Origin of the sequence: Pseudomonas sp. P39-UII1 (genome assembly GCF_039672635.1) — a bacterium.
In the GTDB taxonomy this organism is placed as follows: Bacteria; Pseudomonadota; Gammaproteobacteria; order Pseudomonadales; family Pseudomonadaceae; genus Aquipseudomonas.
The window spans coordinates 351,136-376,363 of the sequence record NZ_JBDFPP010000002.1; the positions used below are offsets into that span (position 1 = coordinate 351,136).

The window sequence follows — 25,228 nt, forward strand, 5'->3', positions numbered from 1 at the left end:
TTTTCATGATTTTGTTGGCCGCGGGTGGGCTGGGCCGATCAAGGTCAGCCACGGGCCATAGTGTTCAATGCTGATCGGCAGGGTTTCGGCCAGGGCTTGCAGTGCCTCGCTGGGCTGGTCAAGCGGGAACACGCCTTGTACCCGCAGGGCGCGGATGGCAGGGGCCACCCGTACGTAGCCACGCTGGTACGGGCGCAGGGCATCGATCACAGCGTGCAGCGGTTCGTCGAGCACTTCCAGGCGCCCCTCTACCCAGGCGGCCCGCTGCTGTTGGTCGTCCTTCAGCGGCTCGATGGCATTGCTGCGCAGCAACGCGGCCTGGCCCTGCTGCAGGTCCAGCCAGCGGCCATCGGGCAGGCTGGTGCGCACGCTGTGTTCCAGCACCACGACACGGGTGGCGGTGTGCTCCTGGCTGACCAGAAAACGTGTGCCCAACGCCTGAACCTGGCCCTGGGCCGTGCGCACCCGCAACGGGCGGCGAGGGTCGGCGGCCACCTGGATCAGCAATTCGCCACGGCGCAGCACCAGCAGGCGTTGCCCGGCATCGAAGTGCAGGTCGACGGCACTGGCGCTGTTGAGGCTCAGGCGGCTGCCGTCGGCCAGGATGAAACTGCGCCGTTCGCCACTGCCGGTGTGCAGGTCGGCCCGCCAGTTCTGCGCGGTGTCACTGCGCCAGGCGCCCCACAACGCGCCACCTAACAGGCCAACGCTGGCCAGCGCGGCGAGCACTTCGCGGCGCGAGTGGGTAGGTTGCAGCAACACCTGGCGCGCTTCGGCGGCCTGGCCGGGGGCACGCTGCTCCAGCGCGCGCAAGGTGGCGAGCGGGCGGCCAAGGCGGCGCTGCAGGCGCTCCCAGGCCTGCTGGTGGGCGGGGTCTTGCTGCAGCCAGTGCGCCAGGCGCTGCAGCAGGGCGTCGTCGGGTGTGCGGGCGTTGACTGCCACCATCCAGTCGATGGCCTGTTCGCTGATCGCATCCAGCGGCCGGCTGCTCATGGCTGCACCTCGCACAGGTAGCACTGGCGCAGGGCCTGCTTCATGTAGCGGCTGACGGTGCGCTCGCTGATCTGCAGCTTGCTGGCGATGTCGACATAGCTCATGCCGTCCAGCTGGCTGTACAGGAACGCCGCCTTGACGATGGCGGGCAGGCCGTCGAGCACCTGGTCGATGGTGACCAACGCCTCGATCAGCAGCAGCTGTTCTTCAGCCGAAGGGGCCACCGGTTCCGGCAGCTGCCCCAAGCGCTCCAGGTAAGCCTGTTCCAGCTGGCGCCGACGGTGGCGGTCGAAAATAAGCCGCCGCGCGATGGTCGACAAGTAGGCACGAGGTTGCTGGATGCTGTCGGGGTCGACACGGGCGCCGAGCATCTGGCAGAAGGCCTCGGCAGCGGTATCCTCGGCATCGGCGCGGTTGCGCAGGCGCTTGTGGATGTGTTGAAGCAGCCAACGGTGATGGTCGCTGAAGAAAAAGCCCAGCTTGCGGGTCGAAGTGCTGTCCAACGCCTGGCATCCAGTTGTGAGTGTGAATCGTTCTCAATATTAGCCGGGTCGCTGGATGCCTCGCAATGGGGTGGCGCTGAACAGGTGTGCCCTCAGACAGGCAAACTCTGATACGGCAGTTCATCACCCGGGCTACGGGCAAACTGGCGCTTGTACTCGCGGCTGAACTGCGAGGTGCTCTGGTAACCCACCCGGTGCGCCGCCTGCGCCACCCCCAGGCCTTCGCCGATCAGCATCTGCTGGGCCTTGAGCAGGCGCAAGCGCTTGAGGTATTGCATCGGCGCCATGTCGGTGCAGCGCTTGAAGTGCTCATGGAAGGTCGACACGCTCATGTTCGCGCACGCTGCCAGTGCTTCGACGCTCAGCGGCTCGCTGTAGTGTTCGCGCAGGTGGGCGAGGGCGGCGCCGATGCGGGCGAAGTGCCCCTGCTGTTCGACCAGTGCCCGCAACACCCCGGCCTGTGGGCCACGCAGTGCCGTGTACAGCACCTCACGGACCCGCGCCGGCCCCAGCACCTTGGCGTCGACCGGGTCCTGCAGGCAGCGCAGCAGGCGCTCGACGCTTTCGCGCATCGGCTCATCGAGCGCTGCCGAGGTCATGGACTGCGGTGTTTGCGCCTGCACTGCGGCGTCGGGTGCCAACTCCATGCTCTGCACCAGTTCACCCAGCACGCCACGGTCGATGTCCACCGCCACGCCCAGCAGCGGTTCTTCTGCGGTGGCAAAGGTTTCGCACATGAACGGTACCGACAGCGCTTGCACCAGATAATGCCCGGCACCGTACTCCAGGGTGCGCGGCCCCAGGCGCGCAAGCTTGCTGCCCTGGGCCAGGATCATCAGGCTCGGCTCGTAGATCTGCGGGCTGCTGGCCACGTAATGGTCCCAGCTCAACACCTGCACCTGGGGCAGGTGCGTGGGCACGAAGCCCGGGCGGCTGGCGAGGCTGCGAATAAGGGTGCACAACGGGGCGTTGGCGTCGACGTGGCGGGTTAGCTGCATGATGAACCAGGGCAGAGAATCAGACAGTTGCATCATCGCAGATCGGCAGGCCAGCGCCAGATGGCGAATGCTAGGTTCGGAGAATCAGGCATGCATGCCGGAGAATCTGCCGTGGGCACCGCAGCCGAGGGCGCGCAGAATGCGTCGCCTGAATCGTTTCACTTCTCATGAGGTCCCGCATGTATACCGCCATCGGTTACGCCGCCCAAACCCCGACCAGCCCACTGGCCCCCATGACGTTCGAGCGCCGCAGCCCGCGCCCGGATGACGTCGCCATCGAGATCCTCTACTGCGGCGTGTGCCACTCCGACATTCACCAGGCCCGCAACGAGTGGGGCATTGCCGTTTACCCGCTGATGCCTGGCCACGAAATCATCGGCCGCGTAACCGCGGTGGGCGACAAGGTGTCGGCGCACAAGGTCGGCGACCTGGTCGGTGTCGGCTGCATGGTCGATTCGTGCCGCCATTGCGAGGCCTGCGCCAAGGACCTGGAGCAGTACTGCCTGGAAGGCCCGACCATGACCTACGCCACCCCGGACCGGGTCGACGGCAGCAACACCATGGGCGGCTATTCCAGCAGCATCGTGGTCAGCGAGCACTTCGTGGTGCGCATCCCGGCCGGCATGGACCTGCCTAGCGCTGCGCCCATCCTCTGCGCCGGCATCACCACCTATTCGCCGCTCAAGCACCATGGCGTCGGCCCCGGCCACAAGGTCGGCATTCTCGGCATGGGCGGCCTGGGCCATATGGGCATCAAGCTGGCCAAGGCGCTGGGCGCCGAGGTGACCCTGTTCACCCGCTCGCAGGCCAAGGCCGACGAAGCCCGCCGCCAAGGTGCGGACCACGTGATCGTCTCCACCGATGCCGAGCAGATGCGCGCCGCCGCCGGGCGCTTTGACTTCCTGCTCGACACCATTCCGGTGCAGCACGACCTCAACCCGTACCTGGAAACGTTGAAGTTCGACGGCGTGCATATTCTGGTGGGCCTGATCGAGCCGATCGACCCGGCGGTGCATGCAGCCAACCTGGTAATGAAGCGCCGAGTGCTGGCCGGTTCGTTGATCGGCGGCATCGCCGAGACCCAGGAAGTGCTGGATTTCTGTGCCGAGCACGACATCCGTTGCGACATCGAGATGCTGGACATCCGCAACATCAACCAGGCGTATGAGCGGATGATCGCGGGCGATGTGAAGTACCGCTTCGTGATCGACATGGCCACGCTGCAGGGCTGATTAGGGGGGGTGGCTGGCCGGCCTCATCGCGGGCAAGCCCGCTCCTACAGGAGCGTGCTTGCCCGCGATGAGGCCGGTGCAGGACTACCAGGCCATCGCCTTGTCCCAACCCTTCCAGAACAACCACCGCCGCACCTCGCCATGTGCCCCGGTGCCGATCTGCCACTCTGGCCGCCCGCTGCCCAGCGCGATCACCGAAATGAACCCGGCATGGCTCGCAGCAACCAGCGTGCGCCCGTCCGCGCTGAGGTCCATGGCGCTGATGGTCGAACCCAGGTAATGCTGCCAATGTTCCGCGCCATCCTCGCCAAACGCCCGCAGGTAACCGTAGGCATCGCCAACGATGTACTCGCCCTCACCGGCTACCCCGGCATAAACCCGCGCGCCATCCTGCAGCAACGGTGTGCGCGGGTCTTCGCTGTAGTATTCGGTATCCAGCCCCGGCAGGTCCGCCACGCGTACCCCCAGGGTGCCGCCGTTGTAGAAGTGGCAGGCATTGATGATCAGTTGGTCGCCGCTGCGGTTGAACAGGGCGAAATGCGGGTACTCGCCGCCTGGGCCGATCTCTGCCACGGCTTGCAGTTGGTCGTTCAGAACCAGATGGCGGCTGCTCTGTTCGCCGACCACGATCAGCCGGCCATCCGGCGACACCGCGCCATGCTCCATGGCCAGCCCCAGGCCGATATCGTCCGGGTCGGTGCCTTCGGCCAGCGCTTCGAGCACCTGCGACTCACGTGGCAGCAACCGCGTAGCCCCCTCGGCGGCAAGCAGGAAAATGCCCTCGGCGCTGACCAGCAGCACCCGCTGGCCGTCCGCGAAAGGCACCAGCGTGGTGGGTGTCGGCGGCAGGTCGAACGGTTCGAACGGGTAACCCGCTGGCAGGCCTTCCAGCCCGTTCGGCCAGGGCAGGCGAGCAACCTGCGGGCCGCCCCAGCCATCGGTAACCCGTACCCCCTCGGCGTTGGCCAAGGCAAAGTAGCGGCGCTGCGGGCAGCGGCCAAAGTGCTCGATACCAATCACCGGGGTCACAGCCTGTTGATCGATGCGCACCACCTGGCCCTTTTCATGCGGCATGCCGATGCGCGCCAGCAGGCTGCCATCGTCCAGCAGCAGGACGTTGCAGATGCCTTGCCCGTGGGCGTCGAGCAGGGGCACCAGCGGCAGGTGCGCTGGCGGCCAGGCCGCGCGGAAGGCCTGGCGTTGCTCTTCGTCGACACCCGGCCGGTTGACGGCCTGCAGGGCGTCCTGCCAGGCATCGAGCAGGTGCTCGGTGGCGGCGTGTTGCGGTTCTTCGAGGTCGTCCCAGCCTTGGGCGCAGCCTTGCGCGACGTAGCGGTTGATGGCCTGGGCATAGGCAGTGACCGCTTGCTGCCATTGCTGCTGGGCATGTTGATCGTTCATGGGCGGATCGGGCTCCTTGTTCCGCTTGCATTTCACACACAGCGCGCATGGTACCTGCAATACGCGGCGGGTTGTGAGGCACGATATTGACGCGTACCATGCGGGCATTCCCTCCAATAACAAACCCGTGCCTCAGCGCGGCCGATACTTGGCCCCTGACGCGCGTCCTTTCGCCATGCCTGCGGAGAACAGAATTCCACCCATGAACGGACCCATCCCCACCGACGTGCCAGCGGCCAGCGATGGCGGCAGCTGGCTGAGCGTGATCGCGCTGGCCCTGGCGGCCTTCATTTTCAACACCACAGAGTTCGTCCCGGTGGCGCTGCTCAGCGACATCGGCAGCAGTTTCGACATGACCACCGCGCAGGTTGGCCTGATGCTGACCATCTACGCCTGGGTGGTAGCCCTGGCCTCGCTGCCGATGATGCTGCTGACACGCAACATCGAGCGGCGGCGCCTGCTGTTGTTCGTGTTCATGGTGTTCATCATCAGCCACCTGTTGTCGTGGCTGTCGCAGAGCTTCGCCATGCTGCTGGTGAGCCGTATCGGCATCGCCCTGTCGCATGCCGTGTTCTGGGCCATCACCGCCTCGTTGGCGGTGCGCGTGGCGCCGCCCGGCCAGCAGGCGAAGGCGCTTGGCCTGCTGGCGACCGGCACCACCCTGGCGATGGTGCTGGGCATCCCGCTGGGCCGCGTGGTCGGCGAAGCGCTGGGCTGGCGCGTGACGTTCCTCAGCATTGCCGGGGTCGCGCTGGCCACCATGCTGTGCCTGATGAAATCGCTGCCGCTGCTGCCCAGCCAGAATTCGGGCTCGTTGCGCAGCCTGCCGATCCTGTTCAAGCGCCCGGCGCTGGTCATCACGTACGTGCTGGTGACGCTGGTGATCACCGCGCAGTTCACCGCCTACAGCTATATCGAGCCGTTCGCCTTGCACGTGGCGCAGATCGGTGGCGAGCGCACCACGCTGCTGTTGTTGCTGTTCGGTGGCGCCGGGGTGTTCGGCTCGCTGCTGTTCAGCCGCTACAGCGACCGCTTCCCGCATGGCTTCCTGGTTGGCTCGATCGGCCTGCTGGCGGCGTGCCTGCTGCTGCTTTTGCCGCTGTCAGGCAACTTCTACCTGTTCGCCGGGCTGAGCATGCTCTGGGGTATTGCGATCCTCAGTTTCAGCCTGGCGCTGCAGTCCAAGACCCTGAAGCTGGCGTCCGATGCGACGGATGTGGCCATGGCACTGTTCTCGGGCATCTACAACATCGGCATCGGTGGCGGGGCGCTGCTGGGCAGTATCGTCAGCAGCCAGATGGGCGTGGCCGATATCGGCATGGTCGGCGGCAGCGTGGCGGTGGTCGGGTTGCTGTTGGCGGTGGCCAGCACCCGGCGGTTTCGCGAGGCGCTGAGCCACTGACACTCGGTGCCAGTGGTGTTTTTTGTGGGTGCGGCGCGCAGCTGCCGCACCAGCGAACAGTGAAATCAGCCAAGCAGTGCAGCCCAGGCCGACACCAGCAGCAACCCCGCCAACCCGCGGTTGAACCACAGTAACCGCCCCGGCGCCTGCAACCAGCGCGCACTGCCCACCCCAAGCAATGCCCAGGCCGTCATGCACGGCAGGGCGATCAGCAGAAACACCAGCGCAAGTTGCCACACCGGCAAGGAAGGCGCCGCAAACACGCCGATCACCGCCACGGCCATCATCCACACTTTCGGGTTGACCACTTGCAGTGACGCTGCACTGAGGGCACCGAACGGCTCGGCTGCGCCTACATCCAGGGGCTGCCCGGCGCTGCGCAGAATGCGCCATGCCAGCCAGCTCAACCACACTACGCCGGCCCAACTCATCACCTGCCTGGCCAGCGGATGGCGCATCAGCACCTCGCCCAGCCCAAGCCCGACCAGCAGTACCACCGCCGCCGCCGCACCGCAGCCCGCCAGGATCGGTGCCACGCTGGCGCGCATGCCTTGCCGCGCGCCATGGGCCAGGATCAGCAGGTTGGTTGGCCCCGGGCTGATGCTGGCGACCAGGGCGAAGAGGATGAACGGCAACAACGAATGCGACATGGCGAAAGGCTCCGATTGAACAGAGGACCATGCTCGGGCATCGCCGCGCGTCAGTCTGGAAGGTTTGTGCAGCGGCGCCGGTAGTCTGCCGGGGTGAGCTGGTAGGCACGGCGGAACCAGCGGCCCAAGTGGCTCTGGTCGGCAAAACCCAGGGCCATGGCCACTTCGGTTGGTGTCTGGCCCTGAGCAAGCAGGCGCCGGGCGCGCGCCAGGCGCAGCTGGATCAGGTAGGCATGCGGCGCCAGGCCGAAGGCGGCCTTGAACGCGCGGGTAAGGCGAAAGCGATCGACGCCGCAGGCCAGCGCCAAGTCGTCCAGGCCGATGTCCTGGTCCAGGTGGGTGTGCAGGTAATCACGCGCCCGCTGCGCGGTCAGCGGCAGGCGCGGGTCGGGGTTCAGGCGCTTGCGCCAGTGCAGGTGGCCGGTCAGGCAGCCGAGCAGGTCATCGGTGGCGGTTTGCCGCACGATACGCAGCTCTTCGCCGTGCACGGCCTGGAAGGCGCGCGCGGTGGCGCCGACCAGGCGGGGGTCATGGCACAGCGGGGAGGCGATACTGGGCAGGCTGTCGCTCGGCGCCTGCTCGAACAACGCCCGCAGTTCGGCCTCCAGCCACTTCGGCTCCAGGTACAGCGTCGAATAGGTAAAGCCCTCATCTGTGGGGGCATGGCCGTTGTGGATATCACCGGGCTCGAGCAGGAACACATGCCCCGGCGTGCTGTGGTGGCGCACCCGCCGGCAATCGAACTGCTGCACGCCCTGTTCGGTGTAGCCGACCAGAAAACTGTCGTGCCAGTGCGGGTCGTAGGCGTGGCCAACGAAATGCGCGCGGACCGACTCGATGCCGGTGTCGGCGTCTTGCTTGAGGTCGATCCAGTTGGGCAGGGCGGCAAGGCTGCAGAGGGGTAGGGCAGTTCACCTTATCGCAGAAGCTGGCAGCGGTTTAGAACATTTGTGCAGCGCGGCGCTTCATTGCGGCTGCTGGGCGGCGAAGCGGTCACGCAACCAGATGTGCAACTGCGACACCGCAGGCGACAGCTGCTTGCGGTGCGGGCACACCAAGGTCACCGGGGTGAGTTCGCCCGGGTGCTCGGGCAGCAGCACTTCCAGCTCGCCTGAGGCGACGTTGGCACTCACATCCAGCCATGACTTGTAGGCAATGCCCTCGCCCAGCAGTGCCCAGCGCCGCACCACGTCGGCGTCGTCGCTGAACAGCGGGCCGCTGACCTGCACGGTGCGGTTGCCCAGCCGCCATTTGTCGTAGGTGCGCCCCAGTTGCAGGTACAAAAGGCAGGCGTGTTGTTGCAGGTCATCGAGTGCCTGCGGCCTGCCGTGGCGCGCCAGATAATCAGGCGATGCTACCAGCACACGGCGGTTCCACGGCGCCAGGGGCAGGGCGATGTAGTTGGCTTCCTGGTTGAGGCCATAGCGGATGGCCACGTCCACCGGGTCGCGGAACAGGTCGGCCACCTGGTCGGAGAGGTGGAAGCGCAAGGTCAGCTCGGGGTGTTCGCGGCGGAACTCGCTGAGCCACGGCAGCAGGATGTTGCGCCCAAGGTCCGAGGGCGCCGACACCTGCAGCACGCCGCGCAGGGTAGTGCGCGCACCGTGCAGGTTATCGCGGCCCTGACGCAGGCTCTCCAGCACGCTCAGCGCCGTGGGCAGGTACAGCTCGCCCTCGGCGGTCAGGCGCAGGCTGCGCGTGGTGCGGGCGAACAGGCGTACATCGAGGTCGCGCTCCAGGCGCTTGATCGCGGCGGCAACCTGGCCGGGCAGCAAGTCAGCCTCGTGGGCAGCGGCGGTGAAGCTGCCCAGCGCGCTGCTGCGCACGAACAGCTCGAGATCAGTGATGCGCAGCATTTTCATTCCGTGGGAGAAAGTGTTGCTGCATTCTGCCGCTTTTTCGAATTATCAGGAAAGATACTATGCGCTCCACATCCCGTTCCGTTTAATGGAGTTGCAGCATGGATACCGTCTCCCTGGCCAAGCGCCGCTACACCACCAAGGCCTACGATGCGGCCCGCAAGATTCCCCAGGCCACCGTCGATGCGCTGCTTGAGCAACTGCGCCATAGCCCGTCCTCGGTCAACTCGCAGCCTTGGCACTTCATCGTTGCCGACAGCGCCGAGGGCAAGGCGCGCCTGGCCAAGAGTACGGCCGAGGGTTATGCGTACAACACGCCGAAGATTCTCGATGCCTCCCACGTGATCGTCTTCTGCACCCGTACCGAAATGACCGAAGCGCACCTGGACAGCGTGCTGGAGCAGGAAGCGGCTGACGGGCGTTTTCGTGACGACCAGGCCCGTGCCGGGCAAAACAACAGCCGTCGTCACTACGTGAACCTGCACCGCTTCGACCAGAAAGACCTGCAGCACTGGATGGAGAAACAGACCTACCTGGCCTTGGGCACGGCGTTGCTGGGCGCCGCGGCCCATGGGCTGGATGCCACGCCGATCGAGGGGTTCGACAGCAAGATCATGGACGCTGAGCTGGGCCTGCGTGAGCAGGGTTTCACCAGTGTGGTGGTGTTGAGCCTGGGTTACCGCAGCGAGGCCGATTTCAATGCCGGGCTGAACAAGTCGCGCTTGCCGGCTTCGAAGGTGTTTACTTTTCTTTGATGCGGGGTGGGGCCTAGGTGCCCGCCGAGGTTCTTGCGGGGATATTGAGGCCGGGCGCCGCCCGGCGAAGCGCTTGCCTTGGGATCTTTAGCGCCTTTGAGATCGAGCGCCGCCCGCGCGGCGCTTCGCGGGGCAAGTCGGATCGCCGCACCGCCGCTCCCACATTTGTTGCAACGTGCCATGGCCTGATAGGCCATAGTTTTAGCCTTGGTGGCTCGACGAGGTTTTTCGGCTGGCACTGCTGCCGCCTCACCTGTCTTCAGATCATGCGCCAAGGCGGACAACCATGGCCTGACTGGAATGGCACGTTGCAACAAATGTGGGAGCGGGCTTGCCCCGCGAAGCGCCGCGCGGGCGGCGCTCGATCTCAAGGGCGCTGAAGATCTCAAGGCAAGCGCTTCGCAATGCGCCGCTCGGTTCCCAACCCGCTGAACCTCTAACAGCGAACCGCCCAAAATGTCACCACAACGCCACAGAACCCGCCGCCACCACCCGCCCGAACACCTCGATGGCTTTCTCCACCTCCGCCTGCTGGGTAAACCGCCCGATACTCACCCGCACACTCTTGCGTGCCCGCTGTTCATCCAGCCCCAACGCCAGCAGCACATGCGACGCTGCATTGCTCGCCGAGTTGCAGGCCGAGGTGGTCGACAGCGCCAGCTCGCTGGCCAACGCCGCGCTGTTGAAGCCTGGAGCCTCGATGCAAAGGTTGAGGGTATGCGGGATGCGCTGAGTCGCGCAGCCATTGAGGCTTACTCCAGGCAGCGCCAGCAGCCCGTCACGCAGGCGCTTGGCGAGCTGCTCGATGCGCTGGTGCTCGCTGTCGCCGGGCTGGCCGGCGAGGGCGAAGGCAGTGCCCATGCCGACAATCTGATGGGTCGCCAGGGTGCCGGAGCGCAGCCCGCGCTCATGGCCACCACCGTGAATCTGCGCGCGCATCAGCCCGCGTGCACGTGGCCCGACGAACAACGCGCCGATGCCTTTCGGGCCATACACCTTGTGCGCCGAGAATGACATCAGGTCGACCGCCATCGCTTGCAGGTCGATGGCCAGTTTGCCCACCGCCTGGGCGGCATCCACGTGCAGCAGGGCCCCGTGGGCCCGCACGCGCTGGCCAATGGCGGCGAAATCGGTGACGGTCCCCAGTTCATTGTTCACGGCCATCAGCGACACCAGGCGGGTATCGGCGCGCAGGGCTGCCTGCACGTCATAGGGCTGAATCAGCCCGCCGGCATCTGGCGCCAGGCGGGTTACTGCCCAGCCTTGGCGCTCCAGCTCGTTGACGGTATCGAGCACGGCCTTGTGCTCCAGTTGGCTGGTGATCAGGTGGCCCGGCTGGCCGAGGCCCTGGGCAATGCCTTTGAGGGCGAGGTTGTTGGACTCCGTGGCGCCCGATGTCCACACCAGTTCATCGGCACTTGCAGCGATGCGCTCGGCTACTTGCTGGCGGGCCTGCTCGACGGCGTCACGGGCACTCTGGCCATAGGCGTGGCCCATCGAGGCGGGGTTGCCGAAGTTCACTTGGCGGCCCAGGCAGGTCAGCATGGTTTCGATGACGCGGTCATCTACCGGGGTGGTGGCGGCGTAGTCGAAATAGAGTGGGGCACTGGGCATGGTGGGCGGGTCCTTGGCTGTGGCCGTGAGGGTCGGCGGTCGTTGCAGCAAGGGTACCGGTGGCAGTGAAGAAGGTTTTGCCCTTTTGTTTGAGCTAGTTGGCGTTGGTGGAGAAAAATATTCTCCATTTGCTGCGGATCTTAGAACTTTTCTTACGGCATGGGCTTTTCGCAAGCCCACGCAACGTAGCGGTTACTACACGGACGCACGCGCGCGGCGGCGCGGCTTCCTGATGCGATGGGGGATGAGCTGTCGACGGTAGCATGGGGCCTGGGTGCAGGCGGATAGTACGGGTGTGCTAGCGGCACCTGGCTGTGAGGGGCCTTACGCCGGCTCCAGCGCCCGTTCCTCCTCGGCCACCACCCGTTCGCACAGCTCGATGATCTGCTCGCGCATCCAGCGGTTGGCCGGGTCCTGGTCGGTGCTTTCGTGCCAATACAGGTGCGTCTCCAGCGCGGGTACGTCCACCGGCAGCGGCTGGTAGCGCAACTGATGGCGGCGGGCGAAGCGCTCCGGCACGGTCATCACCATGTCGGTCTGTTGCAGCACCTGCGAGGCCATCAGGTAATGCTGCGAACGCAGCGCGACCTTGCGTTGCACGCCCATCTTGCCCAGCGCCAGGTCGACGTAGCCCAGCCCGTTGCGCCGGCTGGAAATATGGATATGGGTCATGCTCAGGTAGTTGTCGAGGGTCAGTTTGGCGTCCGCCAGCGGGTGGCCCTGGCGCAGGGCGCAGACGTAGCGGTCCTGCATCAGCTTGACGTGGCGCACCTGTGGGTCGGTGTTCAACGGCGCGTCCACCGCAAAGTCCAGGCGCCCGGCGGCCAGCTCCTTGGTGGTCTCGCGGCGCTTGCACAGGAAGCTCTCGATCAGCACCGCGGGTGCCAGGCGGCGCAAGCGTTGGAACAGCGGCGGCAGGATCACCGCCTCGGTGAGGTCGGTCATGCTGATGCGGAAGGTCTTGTTGGCTTGCTGCGGGTTGAAGATGCGGCTTTCCTGCACCGACGTGCGCAGCAGCGCCAAGGCGTTGCGCACCGGGCCGATGATGTTTTGCGCCATGGGCGTAGGCACCATGCCTTGGGCGGTGCGCACGAACAGCGGGTCGTTGAAGGTTTCGCGCAAGCGCGACAGCGCGTTGGACACCGCCGGCTGGGTGATGCCGACGATCTGCCCGGCGCGGGTCAGGTTGGCTTCGGTGTAAATCGCATCGAAGACAATGAACAGGTTGAGGTCGACCTTGCTGAGGTTCATGGGCGCCGCTCTTTGTTGGAATTATTGCCCGATCATATATCGGTTATGAATGTTAATACACGCGGAAAATAGACTAGGTAGATCGAGGTGCGCTGCTCTAGGCTCTGCCCATGTACTTCGAACCGTGAAGGTAGCCCCGATGGATTTCGCCTATTCGCCCAAGGTCCAGGCACTGCGCGAGCGCGTCACCGCGTTCATGGATGCCCATGTCTATCCCGCCGAACCGGTGTTCGAGCGCCAGGTTGCCGAAGGCGACCGCTGGCAGCCCACCGCAATCATGGAAGAACTCAAGGCCAAGGCACGCGCCGAGGGCCTGTGGAACCTGTTTCTGCCCGAGTCGGAATACGGCGCTGGCCTGAGCAACCTGGAGTACGCGCCGCTGGCCGAGATCATGGGGCGTTCGTTACTGGGGCCCGAGCCGTTCAACTGCTCGGCGCCGGACACCGGCAACATGGAAGTGCTGGTGCGCTATGGCAGCGAGGCGCAGAAGCGCCAGTGGCTGGAACCGCTGCTGCGCGGTGAGATTCGCTCGGCCTTCGCCATGACCGAACCCGACGTGGCCTCCTCGGACGCCACCAACATGGCCGCCACGGCCGTGCGTGACGGTGACGAATGGGTGATCAATGGCCGCAAGTGGTGGACCTCCGGCGCCTGTGACCCGCGCTGCAAGGTGATGATCTTCATGGGCCTGTCCGACCCAGAAGGCCCGCGCCACCAGCAACACTCGATGGTGCTGGTGCCGACCGATGCACCTGGGGTGAAGATCGTCCGGCCCTTGCCCGTGTTCGGCTACGACGATGCCCCGCACGGCCACGCCGAAGTGCTGTTCGAAAACGTGCGCGTGCCCTACGACAACGTGATCCTCGGCGAGGGGCGCGGCTTCGAAATCGCCCAGGGGCGCCTCGGCCCAGGCCGCATTCACCACTGCATGCGCTCGGTAGGCATGGCTGAACGTGCGCTGGAGCTGATGTGCAAACGCGCCGTTGCGCGCACCGCGTTTGGCCGGCCGCTGGCGCGACTGGGCGGCAACGTCGACAAGATCGCCGACTCGCGCATGGAAATCGACATGGCCCGGCTGCTGACGCTCAAGGCGGCCTACATGATGGACACGGTTGGCAACAAGGTCGCGCGCAGCGAGATCGCACAGATCAAGGTAGTGGCGCCGAATGTGGCCCTGAAGGTGATCGACCGGGCTATCCAGATTCATGGTGGGGCAGGGGTGAGCGGTGATTTCCCGCTGGCGTACATGTATGCCATGCAGCGCACCCTACGCCTGGCCGATGGCCCGGATGAAGTGCACCGGGCGGCGATAGGCAAGTATGAGATTGGCAAGTATGTGCCGGCGGATATGTTGCGTAGCGGGCGGTAAGCCCTCGCGCGAGCCTGTGGTCCTGCGCCACTGGGCTCGTGCCGCCACTCAGACCCGCAACTGCGGGTCTTCCTCCTTTTCAGCGCCCTTGCTTTCACCAGCAGCCACCTGCTCGTGTTGAGCTTCACTCGGCGCAGGCTTCTCTCCCCGCGTCTTGATCAGGGACACCACCACCCCACCCAGCAACAACCCGAACGTCACCCCCAGCGACAGCAACGCGGGCACCTTGCCCACCATGCCGTGGTAGAAAATCTTGCAGCCAATGAAGATCAGCACCAGTGCCAAGGCATACTTGAGGTAAACAAACCGGTGCATCAACGCCGACAAGGCAAAGTACAGCGACCGCAGCCCCAGAATGGCGAAGATGTTCGAGGTGTATACGATGAACGGATCCTGGGTAATGGCGAAGATCGCCGGCACGCTGTCGACCGCGAACACCAGGTCAGCCAGTTCGATCAGCACCAGCGCCAGGAACAGTGGCGTAGCGTAGCGCAACGCCTTGCTCTGGCCCGGCGGGGTAAGGCGCACGAAGAAATGCGAGCCGTGTATCTGGTCGGTCACGCGCATGTGCCGCTTGACGAACTTCAACACCGGGTTGTTGGCCAGGTCGACATGGCTGTCCTCTTTGGACAACGCCATCTTCACCCCGGTAAACAGCAGGAACGCGCCGAAGATGTACAACACCCATTCGAAGTTCTGCACCAGCGTCGCACCCACGCCGATCATGATCGCGCGCAGCAGCACCACGCCCAGGATGCCCCAGAACAACACGCGGTGCTGGTAGCGGCGGGGGATGGAGAAGAAACCGAAAATCATGGCCATGACGAATACGTTGTCCATCGACAACGATTGCTCGACCAGAAAGCCCGTATAGAACTCCAGCGCCGACTGCGCACCCAGCTCGAACCAGACCCACGCGCCAAACAGCACGCCCACGCTGAAATAGCCTGAATACAGCAGCAGGCTCTCGCGCATTTCGATTTCACGGTCCTGGCGGTGCAGCACACCCAGGTCAAGCACCAGCAGGCCGACGACAATGGCCATGAACACCAGCCACAACCAGGTGCTGGTGCCGAGAAAAGGTGTGGTGAGGAATGTCTGTAGAGCTGTCATGAGCCCCTCCTGAGTTGTCGACGTTGCTTGGCAACAGTGATCCGACATGGCGGCGCAGTAGCCGTCAGAGGGGCCCGGTATCACATGGGCTTGAGCCTAGACCCATTTCCCGGTGATGCCGAATGGCGCGCTGTTACAAAACTTTGCTCAGGCATACCCCTGTTGCGCCGGATGAGTAACTGTTGAATACCCGCTGCCATGCCAACAGCTGGCTGGGCAATCAGTACACCCACACTTCCACCCGGCGATTGCGCAAGCGCCCTTGCTCCCGCTCATTACCCGCCACAGGCAGTTCATCGCCCAAGCCCGTCACCTCCAGCACTTCAACGCCGTCGCGCGCCAGCTCGCGGCGTACTGCCTGGGCTCGCAGGCGCGAAAGCAGGGCGGCGCGGCCGGGTGTTTCCTTAGGGTCGCCAAACCCCACCAGCACTGCCTTGCTCTGCAGCTTGCCGGCCTGGCGCAGGTACGCGGCCACCCGATGCACATCGCGCAGGGCCTTGTTGTCGAGGCTGGCGCTGCCTGCCTGAAAGCGAAAGTTCACGCTCAGGCGCTGCGCCTGCTGTGCCAGGTTGCGGTAGCGCGGCGGCATGTCGGCCTGCGCCGGCACCGCAAGGGCTTTGACCTGCTGCGACACGAACCCCTGTTCGGCGACGATGGCCTGGCCGGCCGGGCTTTGGGCGAATTCGGCCAAGGCCTTGGCCTGGGGCTTGGCATTGGCGGGCAGATAGAAGTACAGCCGGCGTGACAGCGGGTAGTCTTCGCTGGCCACCATCGGCCGCTCCGGGAGCATGGCCGGGGCATCGCCTTCGGCAACGGCCAGCACCTTGGCCCCGTGCACGGCAGCCAGACTGCTGAAACCGATGGCCTGGCGGTCGGCGCCGACCCGTTCGGCCAGCGCGTCGCTCGACTCGAAGCGCTGGGCCCAGGCGGCCAGTTCGCCATGGTTGGGTTCCAGCACCAGGGCCTTGAACGTTTCGAAGGTGCCGGAGCGGTCGTCACGGGCATACAGGTGAATCGCGCCGCCTGCTACGCCCAGCTGTTCCCAGCGCTGGATCTGCCCGGAAAAGACCTGCGCCAGTTGCGCGGTGGTCAACTGCGGCAACGGGTTGTCGGGGTGGACGATCACCGCCACGCCGTCCAGCCCGATAACCTGCTCGGCGCTGGCCGCTCGCAGGTCGCCCAGTGCCTTGAGCTGATGCACTTCGGCATCGGTGATGGGGCGGGAAGCGGCGGCCAGGTCGGCCTCGCCACGGCCGAGTGCGCTGAAGCCGGTGCTCGACCCGTGCGCCGCGATGTCGATGCGCAATGCCTGGCCGTGGGCATCGCGGGCATCGATCACGGTTTCGTTGGCCGCGGCGCCGGGCCGATGCTCGATGGCTGTGGCCTGTTGCGCCCGCAATTGCCCCTGCACCAGCGCAGGCACCAGGGCCGCGCCGATGGTGTTGGAGCCTTGCACACGCAGGTGCACAGGCTCGGCCACGGCCGCAACGGGGAGCAGGGGAAGCAGCAAGAGCAGCAGGCGGAGCATGCCGGGCGACCTTTGGCATAGAGTTGCCCGGCAGATTACGACGGTAGCGTGACCGAAATGTGACGGTCAGGCAGCGCCCAGTGCGTCGACGATCGCTTGGCCGACGGCCTGCGTCGAGCGGCTGCCGCCCATGTCGGGGGTAGTTTCACCTTTGCCGATAACGGCCTCGATGGCCCGCAGAATGTCATCGTGCGCTACCTGGTAGCGGCCATCGGGCGCGGCTTTGCCGAGGAACTCGAGCATCATCGCACCGGACCAGATCATGCCGATCGGGTTGGCGATGTGCTTGCCAGCGATGTCCGGTGCCGAGCCATGCACCGGCTCGAACAGCGACGGGAACTTGCGCGAGGGGTTGAGGTTGGCCGACGGCGCAATGCCAATGGTGCCGGTGCAGGCGGGCCCCAGGTCGGAGAGGATGTCACCGAACAGGTTCGACGCCACCACCACGTCGAAGCGCTCCGGCTGCAGCACGAAACGTGCACAGAGGATGTCGATGTGCTGCTTGTCCCAGCTGATCTCGGGGTAGTGCTGCGCCATGGCCGCAGTGCGCTCGTCCCAGTAGGGCATGCTCACAGCCATGCCGTTGGACTTGGTGGCCGAGGTCACATGCTGGCGGGGGCGGCTTTGGGCGAGCTCGAAGGCGTATTCGAGGATGCGGTCGACGCCGCGGCGGGTGAACACCGATTCCTGCAGGACGATTTCGTTGTCGGTGCCTTCGAACATGCGCCCGCCCAGGGACGAGTACTCCCCTTCGGTGTTTTCCCGCACCACCACAAAATCAATGTCGCCCGGCTGCTTGCCGGCCAGCGGGCAGGGTACGCCCGGGAACAGGCGCACCGGGCGGATGTTCACGTACTGGTCGAAGTCGCGGCGAAACTTCAGCAGTGAGCCCCACAGGGAAATATGGTCGGGCACCTTGTCCGGCCAGCCGACCGCGCCAAAGTACAGCGCGTCGAAGCCCTTGAGCTGCTCGAACCAGTCGTCCGGCATCATCTTGCCGTGGGCCAGGTAATAGTCGCAGCTGGCCCACTCGAAATATTCGAACGCGAGGTCCAGGCCGTGCTTGCGCGCGGCTGCCTCAAGCACGCGAATGCCTTCGGGGAGCACTTCGTTGCCGATGCCGTCACCGGGGATGGCGGCAATCTTGAATGTCTTGTTCATGGAGCACCTAGTGGCTGGGGAGTAGAGGTGGCCCATGCTATAAGGTGGCTGTTTAGAGATAATCCCCAAAACCATGGATTCTTAGTGTACGTATCGTGAACAATCTACCGAGCCTCGACGACCTTGATATCTTCCTTCAGGTGGCCCGCCGCGCCAGCTTCGCGGCGGTGGCCGAGGCGCGCGGCATGTCGGCGGCGTTCGTCAGCAAGCGCATTCGCCAGCTCGAAGCGGACCTGGGCGTGCGCCTGCTGCACCGCACCACCCGGCGGGTGACGGTGAGCGAGGAGGGCGAACGGGTCTATCAATGGGCGCAGCAGATGTTCGAAGCGTTGCAGCGCATGGGTGATGAGCTGGATGCAGGCCAGCGCGAGCCGGCCGGGCAGTTGCGCATCGCCAGCAGCCTGGGCCTGGGTCGGCGCCTGGTGGCGCCGGCGTTGTCGGAGCTTGCGGCGCGTTACCCACGGCTGGATATTCGCCTGGATGTGCATGACCGCCTGGTGGACCTGGCCACCGAGGGCATCGACCTGGATATTCGCGTGGGCGATACCCTTGCGCCAAACCTGATCGCCAAGCGCCTTGCCCGCAACCGCCGAGTGCTGTGTGCGTCGCCTGACTACCTGGCCCGGCGCGGTACGCCAAAGACGCTGGCCGACCTGGCCGGCCATGATTGCCTGGTGATCAAGGAGCGGGATCACCCGTTCGGCCTGTGGCACCTGCAGGGGCCGGCCGGCGAGGAAAGCGTGCGGGTGACCGGCGCGCTGTCGAGCAACCATGGTGAGGTGGTGCACCAGTGGTGCCTGGACGGGCGTGGGATCGTGCTGCGCTCGTGGTGGGATGTGCACGACAGCCTGGACGATGGCCGGCTGGTTCGGGTGCTGGAGGGGTATCAGCAGGCGGCGGACATCTGGGCGGTGTACACCGCACCGTTGGCCGGCTCGGCCAAGGTGCGGGTGGCGGTCGAGTTCTTTCGGCAGTATTTTGCCGACCGCTATCGGTTGCCGGGGGATTGATCAGCGCTCGGGCACAGGCAACGGCGCCTCGCTGTTCCAGCTGCTGGCCGGACGGTTGAACAGGTTTTCGGTCTGGAAGTGCGCCACGCGCCAGCGTCCTTCTTCGAGCACTAGATACACCGTCCTGCAGCACGCCGATGCGCACCTGGGCCGGGACCTGGGCTGCGACGAAGGTGGGATCGATCATGCTCATCGCGCGCACCAGCATTGGCAGGCTGGCGGCGAACGGGCCCACGTGGTTGAGGCCGGTGCGCGCCGGCATCAGGCCTTTACGGCTTATGCGGCCCAAGGTCGGCTTGAAGCCGAACACGCCGCAGCAGCGGGCCGGGACGCGCACCGAACCGCCGATGTCGGTACCCAAGCTGAAATCCGACAGCCCCGCGGCCACTGCCTCCGCCGAGCGTGCGGCGCCATGCTCATCGCCAGGTTCTGCAGGACGATGGAGATGCCGATGGAGAGGACTGCAGGTTCCTTGTAGGCTAAATTCCTAACAAATGTAGGAAGCGTCTATTTTCCCCTGGAAGGGTGGCCTACCTGAGTATTGCGCGGCAAGGTTCGAAATTTCACTGCTGTGGAGTTTCGATAAATGTCGCGGGGCTTTGTAGATCACAACCGGCAAAAACTGGACGTCGACGGCATGGAAACCGAACTCGACGTCCTCCGATTCAAGGGTGAAGAGTGGCTCAGCCAGCCTTTCCGCTACACCATAGCGTTCACTTCTACAGAGCAGGATATCGCTGTCGAGCGCGTGCTCGCAAAGCGCGCTACCTTCAGCCTGCACGCACCTCCCAGGCATCTGCCGCTGCTGGGCCTGTCGGCCCCACAGACCAAGCTGCTGCGAACCGTCCACGGAGTGGTCACCGGCTTCCAGCGCCTGTCGGGCTCTCGCGACGAAGCCCGTTATCAATTGACCCTTCAGCCTGGCCTGGCCCTGCTCGATCGCGGGTTGCAGTACCGCCTCTATCAACACCAGTCGGTGCCGGAAATCGTCGAGCACATACTGCGCAGCCGCCACGCATTCGAAGGCCAGCACTTTATCTTCGACCTGTTGCGCGATTATCCCAGGCGCGAGCAGGTGATGCAGTACGGTGAGAGCGACCTGGCGTTCATCACCCGCCTGCTCGCTGAAGTGGGTATCTGGTATCGCTTCAGCAGTGATGACCGGCTGCACCTGGACGTGGTCGAGTTCCATGATGACCAATGTCACTACCAGTTTGACGTCGCGCTGCCTTGTCGGCCGCAATCCGGCCTGAGCAGTTCAGGCCAGGATGCGGTGTGGGCATTGCAGGCCCATCATCAAGTGGTAGAACAGCACGTGCACGTGCGCACCTATCAGCACCGTGATGCTGCAGCCTACCTGGAGGGCGATGTCGACCAAAGCTGCGGCGCCACTACCACCTATGGCGAGAGCTACCTGTATGCCGAACCCTACGTTGCACTGGGGGATGCTTATGATCAGGACGAACATCTGCTCACCGAGAGCGGCTATTTTTATGCCCGATTGAGGCACGAACTGCAGCTCAATGATTGCACCCGGCTCAGCGGTGCCAGCAGCAGCGCTGCTTTGTCGCCAGGGCAGGTGCTGAGGGTTTCCGACGGTGCACCTGAGGCCTTTGCCCCGGGTGCGGTCATTACCGCCGTGGGCCTGAGCGCTGCACGTGATCGCAGCCTGGAGGTCATCTTCGAGGCCATTCCCTATTCAGAAAACCTGTGCTTCCGGCCACCGCTGCAGCGCAAGCCGAAAATTGCGGGCACAGTGCCAGCCAGGGTGACCAGCTCGCGGCAAAACGACCCCTATGGCCACATCGATCCGGACGGGCGCTACCGGGTCAATTTCCTGTTCGATCGCGACTGCTGGCACGCCGGTGAAGAGAGTGCCTGGCTGCGCCTGGCCCGGCCCTATGCCGGCGATACCCACGGCCTGCACCTGCCGCTGATCTGCGGCACTGAAGTGGCGGTGGCGTTCGAGCAGGGCGACCCCGACCGTCCCTATATTGCCCATGCCCTGCATGACAGCCAGCACCCGGACCCCGTCAACCTGCGCAATTACAAACGCAACGTGTTGCGCACGCCCGCCAACAACAAGCTGCGCATGGACGACACCCGTGGGCAGGAGCACATCAAGCTCGGCACTGAATATGGCGGCAAGACCCAGCTCAACCTCGGCCATCTGGTTGACGGGAACCGACAAAAACGTGGCGAAGGCGTTGAGCTGAGGACCGATGCCTGGGGCGCGATTCGCGGTGGCAAAGGGGTCTTGGTTAGCGCTGATGCCCAGACCAGCGCGCAGGGCCAGATGCTGGACATGCAGGCAGCGGCGAGCCGACTGCAGCAGGCGGGTGAACAGGTGCAGAAACTTTCTACAGATGCCCAGGCCAGCAACGCGGAACCCGCAGACGTACAGGCGCAACTGGCACTGCTGCGCGAGCAACTCGATGGGCTGAAGGAAGCGGTGCTGTTGCTCAGCGCACCCAAGGGCATCGCGATGAGCAGTGGCGGGCATCTGCAGCTGGCGGCGCAAGACAACCTCATGCTCAACGCCGGTGGCAGAGCCGATGTAAGTGTGGTCAAGCGCCTGTTCATCGGCGTTGGCCAAGGGGTTAGCCTGTTTGTGCGCAAGCTCGGTATCAAACTGATCGCCAACCAGGGCCCGATCAGCGTCAAGGCGCAGAACGACACCTTGGAAGTCCTGGCGCGCCAGGGGTTGTCGATTATTAGCACGGAAGACGAAATCAGTATCACGGCAAAGAAGAAGATCACCCTCAATGCCGGTGGCAGTTACCTCACCCTGGACGCTTGTTGCATCGAAGCGGGCACCGAGGGTGACTACAACGTCAAGTCGGCTCACTTCGATTACAGCGGCCCGGCGAGCATGAAGGCTGCGCATCCGGACTACCCGAAGAGCCTGTCGAAGCAGCCCTTGCGCGTGCGTATCCCTGCAGCGTCAGGGGCCTCGGACCAGGGTTGGGTGGGCATGCCGTATGCGTTGTACGCCGACGGCGAGTTGCTCAAGCAAGGGGTGTTGGATGAAGGCGGCGAGCTGCAGATTGATCATCAGGTCGTGACGCAGCAATACCGTTTGCAGTTTGTCAACGGTACCACTTTCCAGATCCCCATCCCCACCGAATATCGCAATCCCGAGCAGGCCAGGCTGGCGAATCTCGGGTTACATAACCACAGCGCGCAGACCACCGCCACAGTGGGTTTGCCCTCGTCGCATACCGACCACCGACTCCAGTACGCAGCGGTGCTTGAAGGGCTGATGGATAAGAAAGGGAAATCGGAATGAACCTGCCTGACATTGTTGTACCCGTTGCCCTCAAACAAACCAACACAGCGACGTGCACGCCACGCTGGTTTGTATGTAATTCCGAATACCACCCGGTCATCGCGACCTTCAAACCCCTTATCAACGGCGAAGAAGCCTTCAGGGCGGTGCATCAGGCCATCGCTAATGCAAACCGCACGGTCGACATCACCTGTTGGGGCTTCCAGCCATCGATGTTTTTCATCCGTGATGGCAAATCCCCCAGCATTGGCCAGTTGCTCCTACGCAAAGCTGCGCAAGGTGTACGTGTACGGGTCTTAGGTTGGGAAATGCCCGCCAACCTGGCGGGAGCAGGCGGCGAGGCCAACCTGCCGGGGAAGAGCGATCACTTCGGTCGAGTCATGCTGAATTGGGACCGGACGCTTCAGAGTTCCAATGATCGGCAATATACCGAGGACGTGGACTGGTTCCGGGCGTGTGCAGTCAAGGGCAACAAAGCCGCCCGGCACCCTAGGCAGATCCCGCTGTTTGTCAGCCGTGGTTTCAGCGTTGATGAGCGCAGGCGGATCTACGAAGAAATCGGGCGCAGCCTGGACCCAAGCATCAGTACCGGGATGGCTTTCGCCCTGGTAGGCGTGCCCACCCACCATCAGAAAAGTGTCCTGGTTGACTATGAACTACCGGAACAGGCGCTTGGCTTTGTCATGGGCCACAACATGCTCGACGAGTACTGGGACACAGACGCGCATTCAGCCGTCATTCGCTCGGACTACCAGCGGCCCGCGCCCAACCGGGGGCCGCGCGGTTTCACACCGCGCCAGGATATCTCCAGCCAGGTCAGCGGGCCGATACTGGAGCACTTGCATGAGAACTTTGCCACGGCTTGGGCCAAGGAAACCGGCGAAGATCTGCTCATCGCCCGCGACGCCATTGCCGTAGGGCGCAAGCTCAGGTGCCTTCAGGGAACACCACAGATGGCCCAACTGCTGCGCACCCAGGCGCAGACCGGGCGGCGCGATATCGAGCAGCTCTACCTGCAGGCGGTCAACAACGCGACGCAGTTCATCTATATCGAGAACCAGTACTTCCGTTGGCCACCGCTGGCCGAAGCGATCAAGCGCATCGCGCTCAAGCAGATCAGGGGTGGCCGCGACCCGGGACTGCACGGGGCATTGCACCTGTTTGTGATTACCAATGCGACTAACGACGGCATGGGCGCCGGGACGCTGAAGACCCAGCAAATGCTGGAGAGCCTGGGGCGGGCTGACACCATTCCTGGCGTGACGAAATTGAGCCGCATCCAGAAGGTCAGGGAGCAGGCACCCGCGCCGCGCGACCCGCGTGACCGCCTCGGCAAGCTGGATGTTGAACAGCAGGTTGCGGGTATTGAGAAAAGCACGATTGTGCCTGTGGAAATCCCAGGTCTGAAAATTCATGTGTGCTCGTTGGTGGCACCCGACTCGCCAGCGGGGAAACCGTGGATGCCGGTGTATGTCCATTCCAAGTTGATGATTGTTGACGATGTGTTTACCACGCTCGGTTCGGCAAATATCAATACGCGAAGTATGCAGGTAGATACTGAGCTGAATATTGCGCATGAGTGGGGAAGTGTAACCAGGGATATGAGGCAGCGGTTGTGGCGGCTGCATACTGGAGGGGAGGGGGCGCAGGATAAGCCGGCTGAAGCATTCCAGGCTTGGGAGTTCTTGCTCGATAAAAATCATTCGCGCCAGAGCGCGGGTGTGGAACCGCTGTGTTCGCTAGTTGAGTTCTATTATGGCGACTCAGTTGTTAAGGACCTCGATTGATGCCCTGGCTAATGCTTGCTCTCAGCGTGTTTTTGGTCGCTTGGGACAACGCTGGAAGCCTGGTGATTACTAATAAGGATGATGAGTTGAATTTTTTGAGTGACGTCAAGGCGAAACTGGAATACAAATGCGCTCATGAGAAAATACCTGAGCCATCGGCTGCTATTGATAGCGTATTTCAATATGCGCGGTGGCTTCAGAAGAACAATCAGCTCAAGCAGGATAAGAATGTAATACTCGAAGTCGAGCGCTTGTACCGAATTGCGAGTGAACATGATCATTACAAGGCGAACATAAACTTGCAGAATGGTGCGATGCGCGGGGAATATGCTTTGCGTGATGGTGAGTATCTGCGATTAAGTCAGCGTTTAATCGAGGCTAACGTTGCAACAGGTTACTATTTTATCGCAATCCTTCTGAACCAAGGGGGGGCGGGTCTGAAAAAAGATCCAGATACCGCACTGCGATACTATAGAAAAGCTGCCGACGAAGGAAATGCCATGGCCCAGTACTATCTTGGACGAAAACTGGAACCAAAGGGTGTTGCGCCAGAAATAGCGATGGAAATGTATAGGTGCGCCGCCGAGCAGGGGCACGGCAAGGCGGCAGTGGCACTTGCGATAAGTTTAGAGATGAGGAGAAGCTATCAAGAGGCGCTGAAAATGTATCAGCTGGGTGTTGCGGGTGGTGCTGCAGTTGCTGCGTACGCTTTAAAAGAAGGATTCAATGGGGCTGTTCCGTCTGATAAAGTTAACTATCTTGGGCAATCCAAAGACTTAGAGCGCGTCGAGCGCTACAAAAAAATAGAACTCATACTTAGTAATTACTCTTACGCAAACCCTACGGTGCTAGAAATCGACCACATTGTCCCGCTCCCCCCTGCCAAGCTGCCGCCATGGGACGGCAAGCTCCAATGGCTGGAAGCACGCTTGGCCAACATTCCGCCGGAAAAACCCACTGAGGCCTTGATCCATAATCTTGCCAAAGAAAAGATCCTCGACCCGGCCACCGGCAAACCCATCCCAGGCTCACCCGCATTCAGCCAGGCCGATTTTCCGATCATAATATGCGCAAGCGGGGAGCCTTGCCCAGAAAGTGGCTATTGGAAAGTCATGAATAACAGCTGGGAAAATCATATCAAGCGTTTCGAAAAGGGTGAAATCATGCCCACCTATCAGATGACTTGGTCTGAGCCCCGCCTATGGCCGTTACGGGACAAGATCATGCAGCGCGAAACGCGTGTTAATTGGGGGCTGCTTGGATAAATAACGCTACATTTTTCCCCAGCGGAAATAGGCGCGAAGTTATCCATG

20 protein-coding genes and 2 pseudogenes are annotated in these 25,228 nt (G+C 63.6%); 8 read left to right on the top strand and 14 right to left on the bottom strand.

Going from position 1 to position 25,228, the window contains the following annotated elements; all coding sequences use genetic code 11:
- Nucleotides 1–3 precede the first annotated feature (3 nt).
- From ABEH27_RS04360 to ABEH27_RS04370, 3 genes are all read right to left on the bottom strand, one after another.
- Nucleotides 4–993, bottom strand: a complete 990-nt coding sequence (locus ABEH27_RS04360) for a FecR family protein (protein ID WP_346612374.1) — start codon at nt 991–993, stop codon at nt 4–6.
- Nucleotides 990–1,496 carry a sigma-70 family RNA polymerase sigma factor gene (locus ABEH27_RS04365; RefSeq protein WP_346612375.1) on the bottom strand — a complete coding sequence of 169 codons (507 nt, stop codon included), beginning with the start codon at nt 1,494–1,496 and terminating at the stop codon, nt 990–992. The genes ABEH27_RS04360 and ABEH27_RS04365 overlap by 4 nt, the downstream gene beginning before the upstream one ends.
- Nucleotides 1,497–1,588: 92 nt before the next feature.
- The gene (locus ABEH27_RS04370; RefSeq protein WP_346612376.1) at nt 1,589–2,494 is read right to left on the bottom strand and encodes an AraC family transcriptional regulator; all 906 of its coding nucleotides are present in this window, start codon (nt 2,492–2,494) and stop codon (nt 1,589–1,591) included.
- A 179-nt stretch (nt 2,495–2,673) separates the two neighbouring features.
- On the opposite strand from ABEH27_RS04370, the gene calA reads away from it, so the two are divergent.
- Nucleotides 2,674–3,726 carry a vanillin reductase gene (calA, locus tag ABEH27_RS04375; protein WP_346612377.1) on the top strand — a complete coding sequence of 351 codons (1,053 nt, stop codon included), beginning with the start codon at nt 2,674–2,676 and terminating at the stop codon, nt 3,724–3,726.
- An 84-nt stretch (nt 3,727–3,810) separates the two neighbouring features.
- Here calA and ABEH27_RS04380 read toward each other — a convergent pair whose 3' ends face one another.
- A complete protein-coding gene (locus ABEH27_RS04380; RefSeq protein ID WP_346612378.1) occupies nt 3,811–5,127 on the bottom strand; it encodes a hypothetical protein in 1,317 nt (438 codons plus the stop codon).
- A gap of 202 nt (nt 5,128–5,329) precedes the next feature.
- On the opposite strand from ABEH27_RS04380, the gene ABEH27_RS04385 reads away from it, so the two are divergent.
- Nucleotides 5,330–6,529, top strand: coding sequence for a sugar transporter (locus tag ABEH27_RS04385; protein WP_346612379.1), 1,200 nt, complete (start codon nt 5,330–5,332; stop codon nt 6,527–6,529).
- A 65-nt stretch (nt 6,530–6,594) separates the two neighbouring features.
- Here ABEH27_RS04385 and ABEH27_RS04390 read toward each other — a convergent pair whose 3' ends face one another.
- From ABEH27_RS04390 to ABEH27_RS04400, 3 genes are all read right to left on the bottom strand, one after another.
- Complete coding sequence (locus tag ABEH27_RS04390) at nt 6,595–7,179, bottom strand: LysE family translocator (protein ID WP_346612380.1); 585 nt, start codon at nt 7,177–7,179, stop codon at nt 6,595–6,597.
- A gap of 50 nt (nt 7,180–7,229) precedes the next feature.
- Nucleotides 7,230–8,060: an AraC family transcriptional regulator gene (locus tag ABEH27_RS04395; protein WP_346612531.1), complete on the bottom strand. Its 831-nt coding sequence runs from the start codon at nt 8,058–8,060 to the stop codon at nt 7,230–7,232.
- A gap of 84 nt (nt 8,061–8,144) precedes the next feature.
- Nucleotides 8,145–9,035, bottom strand: a complete 891-nt coding sequence (locus ABEH27_RS04400; RefSeq protein ID WP_346612381.1) for a LysR family transcriptional regulator — start codon at nt 9,033–9,035, stop codon at nt 8,145–8,147.
- Between the two features lie 104 nt (nt 9,036–9,139).
- On the opposite strand from ABEH27_RS04400, the gene nfsB reads away from it, so the two are divergent.
- Nucleotides 9,140–9,793 carry an oxygen-insensitive NAD(P)H nitroreductase gene (nfsB, locus tag ABEH27_RS04405; RefSeq protein WP_346612382.1) on the top strand — a complete coding sequence of 218 codons (654 nt, stop codon included), beginning with the start codon at nt 9,140–9,142 and terminating at the stop codon, nt 9,791–9,793.
- 459 nt (nt 9,794–10,252) lie between these two features.
- Here the strand turns inward: nfsB and ABEH27_RS04410 are convergent, their stop codons facing one another.
- Both ABEH27_RS04410 and ABEH27_RS04415 read right to left on the bottom strand, forming a co-directional pair.
- The gene (locus ABEH27_RS04410; protein ID WP_346612383.1) at nt 10,253–11,407 is read right to left on the bottom strand and encodes an aminotransferase class V-fold PLP-dependent enzyme; all 1,155 of its coding nucleotides are present in this window, start codon (nt 11,405–11,407) and stop codon (nt 10,253–10,255) included.
- Between the two features lie 324 nt (nt 11,408–11,731).
- Nucleotides 11,732–12,658, bottom strand: coding sequence for a LysR family transcriptional regulator (locus ABEH27_RS04415; RefSeq protein WP_346612384.1), 927 nt, complete (start codon nt 12,656–12,658; stop codon nt 11,732–11,734).
- Between the two features lie 139 nt (nt 12,659–12,797).
- Here ABEH27_RS04415 and ABEH27_RS04420 point away from each other — a divergent pair, with 139 nt between their 5' ends.
- Nucleotides 12,798–14,027: an acyl-CoA dehydrogenase gene (locus ABEH27_RS04420; RefSeq protein WP_346612385.1), complete on the top strand. Its 1,230-nt coding sequence runs from the start codon at nt 12,798–12,800 to the stop codon at nt 14,025–14,027.
- A gap of 48 nt (nt 14,028–14,075) precedes the next feature.
- Here the strand turns inward: ABEH27_RS04420 and ABEH27_RS04425 are convergent, their stop codons facing one another.
- The 3 genes from ABEH27_RS04425 to ABEH27_RS04435 form a co-directional block, all read right to left on the bottom strand.
- Nucleotides 14,076–15,140: a TerC family protein gene (locus ABEH27_RS04425; protein WP_346612386.1), complete on the bottom strand. Its 1,065-nt coding sequence runs from the start codon at nt 15,138–15,140 to the stop codon at nt 14,076–14,078.
- Between the two features lie 220 nt (nt 15,141–15,360).
- Nucleotides 15,361–16,668 (bottom strand): phosphate ABC transporter substrate-binding/OmpA family protein, encoded by a 1,308-nt coding sequence (locus ABEH27_RS04430; RefSeq protein ID WP_346612387.1) that lies wholly within the window; start codon nt 16,666–16,668, stop codon nt 15,361–15,363.
- A gap of 66 nt (nt 16,669–16,734) precedes the next feature.
- The gene (locus tag ABEH27_RS04435) at nt 16,735–17,829 is read right to left on the bottom strand and encodes a tartrate dehydrogenase (RefSeq protein WP_346612388.1); all 1,095 of its coding nucleotides are present in this window, start codon (nt 17,827–17,829) and stop codon (nt 16,735–16,737) included.
- Nucleotides 17,830–17,924: 95 nt separating this feature from the next.
- On the opposite strand from ABEH27_RS04435, the gene ABEH27_RS04440 reads away from it, so the two are divergent.
- Entirely contained in the window at nt 17,925–18,839 is a 915-nt protein-coding gene (locus ABEH27_RS04440) for a LysR substrate-binding domain-containing protein (RefSeq protein ID WP_346612389.1), read from the top strand.
- Here the strand turns inward: ABEH27_RS04440 and ABEH27_RS04445 are convergent.
- Both ABEH27_RS04445 and ABEH27_RS04450 read right to left on the bottom strand, forming a co-directional pair.
- A pseudogene (locus ABEH27_RS04445) lies at nt 18,840–18,944 on the bottom strand (nuclear transport factor 2 family protein); the annotation flags it as partial.
- Nucleotides 18,945–18,966: 22 nt separating this feature from the next.
- Nucleotides 18,967–19,248, bottom strand: a pseudogene (locus tag ABEH27_RS04450) (amidase family protein); the annotation flags it as partial.
- Nucleotides 19,249–19,425: 177 nt separating this feature from the next.
- Here ABEH27_RS04450 and vgrG point away from each other — a divergent pair.
- From vgrG to ABEH27_RS04465, 3 genes are read left to right on the top strand one after another with little or no spacing between them, the layout of a single operon-like run.
- Complete coding sequence (gene vgrG / locus ABEH27_RS04455; protein ID WP_346612390.1) at nt 19,426–22,128, top strand: type VI secretion system tip protein VgrG; 2,703 nt, start codon at nt 19,426–19,428, stop codon at nt 22,126–22,128.
- On the top strand, nt 22,125–23,915 hold the full coding sequence (locus tag ABEH27_RS04460) for a phospholipase D-like domain-containing protein (protein WP_346612391.1): 1,791 nt from the start codon (nt 22,125–22,127) through the stop codon (nt 23,913–23,915). The genes vgrG and ABEH27_RS04460 overlap by 4 nt, the downstream gene beginning before the upstream one ends.
- Nucleotides 23,915–25,180, top strand: a complete 1,266-nt coding sequence (locus ABEH27_RS04465) for a sel1 repeat family protein (protein ID WP_346612392.1) — start codon at nt 23,915–23,917, stop codon at nt 25,178–25,180. The genes ABEH27_RS04460 and ABEH27_RS04465 overlap by 1 nt, the downstream gene beginning before the upstream one ends.
- Nucleotides 25,181–25,228 lie beyond the last annotated feature (48 nt).